A 5,076-nucleotide genomic window follows, 5' to 3' on the forward strand; every position below is an offset into this window, starting at 1 on the left:
AGGTGTAGGCAAAACTGAACTCTTTAGATACAACACAGCATTAAGAGAAGAGTTTGGATTTGTTAAAGATTTAAACTCTCATGCTTGTCAAACGGCGGTTGAAAGAACCCTTAGAGCAATTACTCGTTTCTACGAGAACTGTAAACAACAAAAAAAGGGAAGAAAGACTATCCAAGATTTAAAAAGCACTCACGCTCTGTCGAGTATAAAGTTTCCGGTTGGAAATTGGATGAAAGCACCAAGAAACACATTACCTTCACCGATAAAAAAGGGATAGGGAGATTAAAGTTAATTGGTTCGAGAGACATCCAATACTATCAGCCACGCTCCTTTAGGGCGTGGAGCGTCAACCTGTACAGCATTCTCTGGGGAAAAGTTAATGGCTCATGCAAATGTTACGGAACTCCTAGACTCAGTTCGTCAACTGCTCAATGAGTTAGGGGAGGGGATGGTTCATTTAGCCAATGCTCATCCTGATGTGTTTGATGACCCAGAGTTAAAGTCCCAAGTAGAAGCCTTCCGAGAAGCGTATCAGGACGCTAAGGAACGGTTAGACAATCCCACGTTATCCATCGCTACGTTAGGAACAACGTCTTCTGGGAAGTCCACCATTGTTAATGCGTTGATTGGTCGGCGAATTGCACCGATTGAAGCAGGGGAAATGAGTGGAGGGGTTTTGCGGTTGCGGGTGTCTGATCATTCTCGCTTGGTGGTTAAGGGATCAGAAAACGCTAATTGGGAGACGGGAGAATGGTCTGGACTCAGTGATGGGGAACTTTACAGTCGCATTCAGAATACCATGTGGTCTTATCACAATATCCGCAAGCAAGAAACGGACTGTCTTGCACCTCAGATTACAGTGTACGGTGATCTTTTGCCAGTTTGCGATCGCAGCTTACTCAATCTCCCCACAGGCATCGATCTTGAGATCATCGACTTACCGGGTTTAAAGTCCGTTCAAGACCGTGCCAACCTGCAAATTATTCAACCTCAAGTCCAGAAGTCCTGTAGTTTAGTGGCCTTGGACTATGGACAAGTGGACGAGGAACACCGACAAAGTTTATTACAGGAGTTAAAAGAGGTTGTCACCTATCTCAATGGTCGCACAGACTCCATGATTTTTGTCCTTAACCGGGTCGATATGCGAGGTTCAGATGATTTACCCCTTGAGCAAAGAATTGAACAGTTAAAACAAGAGATTAAAGAGGTTTTATCCTTAGACAGTCCCCCAAATGTTATCCCCTTCAGTGCGCGGTTACTCTACAATGCTCAATGTGCTTGGGGAACAAGAGGAGGTCATCTGGCTTCACAAGTCGATCAAGCAACACGCTTGAGACGACTGGAAGCCATGTTTAAAGATTGTGCAGGAATTATTAAAGAAGCAACTCGTGGCGATCAAGAGTTACGTCTTTGGTTTGGAAAGATTGAATTTGACGTAGAAAATGATAAAAGTATAGATGATGAAACAATGCGAAAAATTCTCCGCTACGCTTTAGAGTGGAGTGGAGGACAAAAACTTTGGGAAACGCTACGCTATCGGGTTCAAGACTCTTTTCCTCAGTTAGTCATTGCACCAGCTTTTATGAAAGTTTTAAATCAATTCGACGCTTTAGTTACAAAGGTTAATACAATTGCAGACGTTCGCAAAATCGAACAACTTAAAGAACTAGAAGAACTGCAAGAAAAACTAGATAAAAGTCGCCAACAATCACAAAAGCAAGCTGAATCCCTACGCAAAGATTTTTTTGAGGATATTGAAGAAATCAGAAAAAACTTAAAAGAAAATACCGTAGAATCTCGTCGTCGTGCAACCCAAAAAATACAAAAAAAAGGAATTCAAGGATTTAAAAGTTTTACCAAAGCAGTTGATACAGTTAAACAAGACATAACCCTCAAATTGATGCGGCCTGTCCGGGAAGCCTTAAAGAAAAAACAAGGGGCTTATGAGTTAGAAGATAAACTGAAAGACATTATTTCGCCATCTCTTGCAAATCAAATAGGGCGAGCTTATGACTTAATGCGAGAAAAATTAATTAACTATAAAAAAGACTCAGGTTATTTTGTTTTTACTGCGCGTGAGGGTGAGCAAAAAGCGATACAAAAATTAGACCATGCAGAAAAAGCAGTCCGAGTATTTTTTGAAGTAATGAAAAGAGCCATTGGTCAACGGACTGAATTTAGTTTACAAACTCAAGCTGCAAATTTTGAAAAGGCTTTACAAGAGTTAGCACAAAGCAATATTGATGAGCTTTATCAGTTAATCAGTGTTCAGTTTCCTGAGCTTCAAATTGATCAAGCTATTTTTGCCGACTTTGAACAGAAACTAGCACTCACCCCCTTAAAAATCACAGAAGATATTGTTGATTTTTCTGCAATGATTCAAGCTCAAGAACTGACAAAAGAAGTACAGGTTGATCAACGAACTAAAAGGGTAACATATACCGAAGGAAGTTGTTTCAAAAAAGAACACAAAAATACAACAGTTGTTGAGCCAATAATGGGAGAAGTTCAATATAGAGAAATACGTATTCCGAACTTTGATATTATGGTTAAACAATGGACAGAAGGAATTGATAACGCCGAGTCAACATTATGGGATCGATTATGTGATTGGATGGTGGCCTATTTAGATCAAATGAATAAAAAATTTGATGAATCTATTGATGAAATTTTTGACTTCACCAATCGAACCTTGAAAGAACAAGAAAAAATGGCAGAACAAAAAACACAAGAAACAACTCAACGTTGGCATGAGATTGAAACTCAACAACAGGCTTTAAAATTAATTCGTCAGCAACTCAGAGAGCAATTATAACTTACTGCTGGAGCATAAAACTAAATGGCTGATAATTCTTGGGAGCAATTTGCGAAAACCTTTAATAAATTATCAAAAGACCCCAAAAATATAGATTTATGGCTTGCGGTTGATTCATGGTGTTGTGAGTTATCTTTACAGGAAAAACTAAAACTTCAATCCCATCAAATTACACAAAATATCAAAGAATGGATTGGTCAACCATGGATTATTAAAACGGCTCATATTTTTTATAAAAAATTTATAGCAGAACAGGATAAAAAAAGAGTTAATTTTTTACAAACTTTTGTCAACTCAAATAATACAAGAGAATTGAGTGAACAAGAATTTACTGCCATCTCTCAATTATTAGTCAGGCAAGAAAAAACAATGGTTGTTTTGATTGCCTTTATTTTAACTGGAATAGGCGTGCTTTTATCTTTTTTGGAATCGAGTTATATTCTCGTGTTAGTCCTCAATGCAGAAAATAACCAAACCCTGATTAATAATCTTAAAAATAATAAAAAAATTACTTCTGCTATCTGGGAAGATATTTACACCTCAACCGAAGCATTATGGATGGGAGATCAAGCAAAATTTGAGCAAACAAAATTAAATACTCATTTTGCGAGTCCGGAAACTAATCAACCTTCTGAATATGATGTTTATTTTGTACAGATGAAATTATCAGAATATGAGACAGGTTTCTCTGAGAGTGCAGGTTCTTTAGAACGCTCTGACGCTTTTGAGGAATTGACCAATATAGAGCATGAGGTGATTTCTATTTCGCCTCGTCTTTCTATTAAAAACACCGAAAATTCGTATCTTTACCGCTAATTGGAGTAACTGTTATGTATGTAATTCCTACTAACATCATTCTTGATGAGTATATTAAACAAGGATTACTAAATGGTACAATGACCCGTTGGGGTAGTGTTATTCGTTGGGCTAAGGGAACAGGAGAGAAAGCAGGACAAATTGTTAAGCATCTAGTAGATATTCCCGGCTCTGATTTAAGTGCCTTGGCCGGAGTTCCTAAAACCTTATCCTCCGTTTTAGGGTTTAGCCAAATTGCAGCAGGGGCAAGTGTTTTAAATTTGGGGGTAAGTATTGCAGGTTTTGCGTATATGGGGTTTAAACTCCACCAAATTCAAAACCAAATCAGCAATCTGCAACAATCTTTAAATGAAGGATTAGATAACATTGATTTTAATTTAACTCTCCTCTCTAGACAATTGGGTTATCTCTATCTGCTTGTCGAAGATAGCAAACAACAACAGGAAGAACTCCAAGAAGCGATTACCAACTTACACAAAGCCCTATTAATCCAAAAAATAGCTGAATTACAAGCCGAACTGGAAACCCTAAAACGCTTTCCCAACGACTCCCCCAAAGATGCCCTGAGAACTGCCACCAGTACCCGCCTATTCTTGAGTAGTCAAGCCACCCAAGCCCCTTTGAAATGCCAACCTAACACCCTCATGTTAGTGGATGTCTCGACCCAAGGATGGGCAGTCGCCATCGCCACAGAAGCTAACCTCCTCCTCCAACACGGCCACATCCAAGATGCAAAAAACCTCCTCACCCAAGAAATCCCCCGCTTCCAACAACACGCCAACCACTGGACAGAAACCCTCCTAAACACCGAACGCCCCGAACTCGCCACCACCCAACGCTTCGCCACTCCCTACTTTAAAGACGACATCACCCCCGAACGAGTCCAACGCATTATAGAAATTTCCCCCATTGATAACACCCTCTCCCCGGAAAAAGCCAACCAAAAACGCCTAGAAGCGGAAGTTGAACTACAAATGAGCCGCACCCAACCCCAACTTACCCAACAATGGAAACATCGCCAACTCGCCCTCGCGGAATACCTCGACACCCTCAGCGAACTCTCAGCGCGACTCGATGGCCTCCTCTCCTTCGCCCACCTCTGCGAACAACAAGGGGTGAACAGTAGCCATGACCTCCTCCCCAGTGCGGATGCGAAACCCGGCCTCTATCTCCTCCCTGCCAATGGCTAAACTGGGGGGTGAGAAACCGGGTTTCTAGCTGTCTGGCAAGCTAAACCCCAGAACCTTGGGTTAAAACCCAAGGCTAAGAGCGAAAACCCGTTAAAACGGGTTGGGGGAGCAAAGAGTTAAACCCCAGAACCTTGGGTTAAAACCCAAGGCTAAGAGCGAAAACCCGTTAAAACGGGTTGGGGGAGCAAAGAGTCTTAAAAGTGGGGGGTGAGAAACCGGGTTTCTCTCAAGATTGAAGATTGAAGTTAAACCCCA

At 40.8% G+C, this 5,076-nt stretch carries 3 protein-coding genes and 1 pseudogene; all 4 read left to right on the forward strand.

The genetic code is table 11. The features are described from left to right. Nucleotides 1-324: pseudogene (locus PN462_RS11715) on the forward strand (RNA-guided endonuclease TnpB family protein); the annotation flags it as partial. Between the two features lie 55 nt (nt 325-379). Further along, on the forward strand, nt 380-2,815 hold the full coding sequence (locus tag PN462_RS11720; protein WP_272128414.1) for a dynamin family protein: 2,436 nt from the start codon (nt 380-382) through the stop codon (nt 2,813-2,815). A gap of 24 nt (nt 2,816-2,839) precedes the next feature. After that, the gene (locus PN462_RS11725; RefSeq protein WP_272128415.1) at nt 2,840-3,631 is read left to right on the forward strand and encodes a hypothetical protein; all 792 of its coding nucleotides are present in this window, start codon (nt 2,840-2,842) and stop codon (nt 3,629-3,631) included. Between the two features lie 14 nt (nt 3,632-3,645). Then, nucleotides 3,646-4,821, forward strand: coding sequence for a hypothetical protein (locus tag PN462_RS11730; protein WP_272128416.1), 1,176 nt, complete (start codon nt 3,646-3,648; stop codon nt 4,819-4,821). Nucleotides 4,822-5,076: the final 255 nt, after the last annotated feature.

This window comes from Spirulina sp. CS-785/01 (assembly GCF_028330525.1).
In the GTDB taxonomy this organism is placed as follows: Bacteria; Cyanobacteriota; Cyanobacteriia; order Cyanobacteriales; family Spirulinaceae; genus JAQMSD01.